The 4,881-nt window shown below is 73.8% G+C and carries 4 protein-coding genes; all 4 read left to right on the top strand.

All coding sequences use genetic code 11. The features are described 5' to 3' along the window. The first annotated feature begins 305 nt into the window (after positions 1 to 305). Positions 306 to 989 carry an MtrAB system response regulator MtrA gene (mtrA, locus tag L0B03_RS13875; protein ID WP_208054518.1) on the top strand — a complete coding sequence of 228 codons (684 nt, stop codon included), beginning with the start codon at positions 306 to 308 and terminating at the stop codon, positions 987 to 989. 16 nt (positions 990 to 1,005) lie between these two features. Next, a complete protein-coding gene (gene mtrB, locus L0B03_RS13870) occupies positions 1,006 to 2,694 on the top strand; it encodes an MtrAB system histidine kinase MtrB (RefSeq protein ID WP_250446772.1) in 1,689 nt (562 codons plus the stop codon). Then, on the top strand, positions 2,694 to 4,388 hold the full coding sequence (locus L0B03_RS13865; protein ID WP_250446770.1) for an LpqB family beta-propeller domain-containing protein: 1,695 nt from the start codon (positions 2,694 to 2,696) through the stop codon (positions 4,386 to 4,388). Before mtrB ends, L0B03_RS13865 begins: the two co-directional genes overlap by 1 nt. Before the next feature lie 236 nt (positions 4,389 to 4,624). Beyond that, positions 4,625 to 4,881: ComF family protein (locus L0B03_RS13860; RefSeq protein ID WP_374204958.1), on the top strand; the 257-nt coding region annotated here is incomplete at its 3' end.

Below are 4,881 nucleotides of genomic sequence, written 5' to 3'. Positions count from 1 at the left end.
CGCCTGGGGCGGCTGCTCGGCCCCGGAGGCGCCCGGACCCGACGGGCCGTAGCCCGGCTGCTGGGACGAGCCCGGCCCCCATCCCTGGGGTGGCTGCTGCCCGGGCTGGTTCGGGTCGGTCACTGTGCTCCCCTGCCGTCCTGGAGTGGGTCTCGGTCCACCGCGGTGGTCGGCCTCGCGGTCGGTCCCCGGCGGGCCCCATCGTGCCACGCCTCGTCCCTGCGCCGAGGCCCGGGGCGCCGTCCTCGCGAGGTCCCCGGCGCGCGCGGCGTCGTCCTGGGCTCCGGGGATGACACCATGGGGCCATGAAGGGTCGAATCCTCGTGGTGGACGACGACGTCGCGCTCGCCGAGATGATCGGCATCGTGCTGCGTTCGGAGGGCTTCGAGCCCTCGTTCTGCGCGCACGGTGACGAGGCGCTGGCCGCCTTCCGGACGCACCAGCCCGACCTCGTGCTCCTCGACCTCATGCTCCCCGGCAAGGACGGCACCGAGATCTGCCGTCTGATCCGCGCCGAGTCGGGGGTCCCTGTGGTCATGCTCACCGCGAAGAGCGACACGGTTGACGTCGTGCTGGGCCTGGAGTCGGGGGCCGACGACTACATCTCCAAGCCGTTCAAGCCCAAGGAGCTCATCGCCCGGGTGCGCACGCGTCTGCGCCGGACCGACGAGCCGACCCCCGAGCACCTCACCATCGGCGACCTCGAGATCGACGTGACGGGTCACCGCGTCACCCGCGCGGGTGAGCTGATACCACTGACCCCCCTCGAGTTCGACCTGCTCGTCGCCCTCGCCCGCAAGCCCTGGCAGGTCTTCACCCGTGAGGTGCTGCTCGAGCGCGTGTGGGGCTACCGGCACGCGGCCGACACGCGGCTGGTCAACGTCCACGTCCAGCGCCTGCGTTCGAAGATCGAGCACGACCCCGAGCGGCCCGAGATCGTGGTGACCGTGCGAGGGGTGGGCTACAAGGCAGGCACCGGCCCGTCGTGAGCGGGACGGCTCGGTCGTGATCACCGTGGCCCGGACGCGTCGCTGGGCGCTGCGGGTCCGTCTCCGGCTCCTGCGCGCCGGACGGACGGCGTGGACCGCGTGGCGCTCGTCGCTGCAGCTGCGCGTGCTGACCTCGACCCTGGTGGCCGGGCTGGTGGCCGTAGGCCTGCTGGGCGGCTACCTCGCGGACAGCATCCGCGACGGGCTGTTCGAGCAGCGCCTGACCGAGGTGCTCGAGGAGAGCGCCCGCTCCACGACGCAGGCTCGGACCACCTTCGACGCGGCTCCTGCGGTCACCGGGGGAGAGGTCCAGGAGCTCTTCCTGAGCCTGGTCCGCGAGCTGCAGGTCGGTGCCTCGAGCCAGCCCGAGGTCTTCCTGCGCAGATCTCCCGGCACCCCGAGGCTCAACGGCGTCAACGACCTGTCGACCCGCCCCGAGGTCGGCCCCCTCATCACCTCCGAGATGCGCGAGGCCGTGCGCGACTCCGACGTCCAGCGCTGGGTCTCGGTGGCGGTCCCTGACGCGGAGACCGACGAGGAGCATCCGGGCCTGCTCATCGGATCGACCGTGAGCGTCCCTGCGGCCGGCCAGTACGAGCTGTACTACCTCTACGACCTCGAGTCCGAGCAGCAGACCCTGGCCTTCGTCCAGCAGACCCTGGCGCTCGCGGGCCTGGGCCTCGTGGGTCTGCTCGGGGTCATGACCTGGCTCGTCACCTGGCAGGCGGTGCACCCCGTGCGCGCGGCCGCCCGCGTCGCCGAGCGGCTCGCCGACGGGAACCTCGGCGAACGCATGACGGTGCGCGGGATGGACGAGATGGCGACCCTGGCTCGCTCCTTCAACGAGATGGCCGAGAGCCTCGAGGACCAGATCTTCCGCATGGAGCAGCTCTCGGACCTGCAACGCCGGTTCGTCTCGGACGTCTCGCACGAGCTCCGCACCCCGTTGACCACCGTGCGGATGGCGGCCGAGGTGATCCACGCCTCGCGCGAGGAGCTCGACCCGGCCGCCCGCCGCTCGGCGGAGCTGCTGACCACCCAGCTCGACCGGTTCGAGGCGCTGCTCGCCGACCTGCTCGAGATCAGCCGCTTCGACGCGGGGGCGGCCATGCTCGACGCCGAGGCCCAGGACGTCGGCGAGGTCGTGACCCTCGTGGTCGAGCAGGCGAGCATGCTCGCTGAGCGTCGGGGCGTGTGGCTCGCGGTCGACCTGCCCGAGCGACCGGCGGTCGCCGACGTCGACCCGCGGCGGGTCGAGCGCATCCTGCGCAACCTCGTGGTCAACGCCGTCGAGCACGCCGACGGCAAGCCGGTCGAGATCCGCGTCGCCGCCGACAGCAGGGCGCTCGCCGTGACCGTGCGGGACCGCGGCGTGGGCATGACGGCGGAGGCCGCCGAGCACGTCTTCGACAGGTTCTGGCGCGCGGATCCCGCTCGGGCGCGCACCACGGGCGGCACCGGCCTGGGCCTGGCGATCTCGATCGAGGACGCCCGGCTGCACGGAGGCTGGCTCGAGGTCTGGGGCCGTCCCGACCGCGGCTCGTGCTTCCGCCTGACCCTGCCACGCCGTGCAGGCATCACCTTGTCGGGCTCACCGCTGCCCCTCGAGCCCCCCGATGAGGAGCCCGAGCCCCAGCCCGCGGTCCGCAGCAGCCCAGCCTTGGACCCGACCTCGGTGCCCGACCTCGACCCGATGGAGGCCTGATGCGCCAGTCCCTGCGTCAGTCCCTGCGCCGTGCCTCGGCCGGGGTCGCGGCCCTCGCCGTCCTGGCGGGCTGCGCCGTCATCCCGACCTCGGGGCCGATCGGCACCGGCGAGGTCGAGCTCGTCGAGCCGGGGTCGGCGATCCCCCTCGCGGACGATCCCGAGCCGGACGCCGAGCCCGAGGCGATCGTCCGGGGCTTCCTCGACGCCGGGGCGGCGGGGCTCTACGACGAGTTCACCGTCGCGCGGAAGTTCCTCACCGGCTCGGCCTCGGCCAGGTGGAGCCCGCGCTCGCGGGTGCTGGTCTACTCGGACGAGGGCGGCGGCATCCAGACCGAGCTGCGTGGCGACGACAGCGTCATGGTCACGGTCCCGGTCGAGGCCACGGTCGACGCGAGCGGGGCGTACGTCGAGGCGGTGCCCGGCTCGCGCGAGGAGCTCGTCTTCGACCTCGTGCGCGACGCCGGTGGCCAGTGGCGGGTCTCCCGCCTGGACGACGGCGTGCTCATGCTCCCGGCGGTGTTCGACGCGGTCTACCGGCGCACGCCGCTCTACTTCGCCACCCCCGACCGGTCCCAGCTCGTGCCCGACGTCCGGTGGTTCCCCACCCGCAGCACCGCGACCTATGCCGTCTCTGAGCTGCTCGCTGGTCCGTCGCCCTGGCTCCGGGACGCGGTGGTCTCGGGAGCCCCGGAGGACGCCGCCCTGAGCACGGCCGCCGTCGCGGTGACCGACGGCGTCGCGACGGTCGACCTGCGGGCCGACACCCGCGTCGCCGACGCGGACCGCGAGCTGCTCCAGAGCCAGCTCGAGACGACCCTCGGGCGCGTCCCGGCGACCGAGGTCGTGGTGACGGTCGGTGGGCTCGCCTGGGAGCACGCGAGCCTGCCGTCCGTGGACCGCGACGTGGCCCCCGAGCGCGGGCCCTACGTGCTGAGCGAGGGGCGGCTGGCTGTGGTCGAGCGCGGCGAGGTCGTGCCCCTCGAGGACGCGCCGGCCCTGACGGGCCTCGACGCGAACAGTCCCGCGGTGAGCCTCGACGACTCGGTGCGGGTCGTCCTGGACGGGGTCGACCGGCTGATGCTGCTGCCGACCGACGCCTCGGCCCCGGTCGAGCTGCTCGAGGGCGAGGACCTCGTGCCTCCCTCGGTGGACAGGTTCGGCTGGGTCTGGACCGGTGAGCAGGAGAGCACCGCCTCGCTCACGGCGGTCGACCCGGCGGGGGAGGACGTCGTCGTCGGCGCCGAGTGGCTCGAGGGGCGCGAGGTGCGGTCGATCCGTGTCTCGCGGGACGGTGCCCGGATCGCCGTGGTCTCGGTGGGTGGCGGCGAGCGGGGGACGACGGTCGACGTCGCGAGCGTGGTCCGCGACGAGGACGGCACCCCACGCCTGGTCGGGGAGCGGACGCCTGTGGGTGCGGTGCTGACCGACGCCTGGGAGGTCGCCTGGGTCGACGAGGCCACCGTCGCGGTCCTCGGCACGAGCGCCTCAGCCGTCGACCCGACGGTGCACACCGTGCCCCTGGGCGGACCGACCACGACCCTGTCCCTGGTCGACGAGACCGTCGGCATCGCGTCCGGCCGCGGGGACCGGGCGCTCTACGTCGCCGTCGCCGACGGGGCGCTCTACTCGCGGCAGAACGTCAGCTGGGTCAGGGTCGCGACCGACGTGAGCGATCCGGTCTTCCCCGGCTGACCCAGGCCTGTGGACAGCCTCCGCGGCGCCACGACCCAGGGCAGGGTGGTGCCGTGCGCAGGCCAGGGGGTGAAGTCGTCGAGCTGCTTCGTCTCGGAGCGGTCGGCCTGGCTCGTCTCGTGCTGCCGGTCCAGTGCCCCGGGTGCGGAGCCTGGGACGAGCCCTTGTGCGCGCCGTGCGAGAGGCTCCTGCGGGGCTCCTTGGACGACGGAGCTGTGCGACGGTGCGAGCAGCACGTGCCCCGGCTGGACCGGATGGACGGGACCGCACCGCTACCGGTCTGGGTCGCGACCGACTACGCCGGTCCCGTGCGGGGGGTGGTGGTGGCCTGGAAGGACCGGGGCCGGACCGACCTGTCCCGACCGCTCGGCCGTGCGGCGACAGACCTGGGCCGGGGCGTCGCGGCGCACCTCGCCGGGGCGACGGCGGGAGAGCCCGTGCGGGTGGTTCCGGTCCCCTCGACGGCACGGGCACGACGGCGGCGCGGTGAAAG

It is taken from the genome of Actinotalea sp. C106 (assembly GCF_023630195.1).
Classification (GTDB): Bacteria; Actinomycetota; Actinomycetes; order Actinomycetales; family Cellulomonadaceae; genus Actinotalea.
Note: the sequence above shows the minus strand (reverse complement) of the source record. Positions and strands in the feature narration are given on the sequence as shown.

Coding starts and splice junctions, on each gene's coding strand:
- mtrA (WP_208054518.1), top strand. CDS start 306: ATGAAGGGTCGAATCCTCGTGGTGGACGACGACGTCGCGCTCGCCGAG.
- L0B03_RS13865 (WP_250446770.1), top strand. CDS start 2,694: ATGCGCCAGTCCCTGCGTCAGTCCCTGCGCCGTGCCTCGGCCGGGGTC.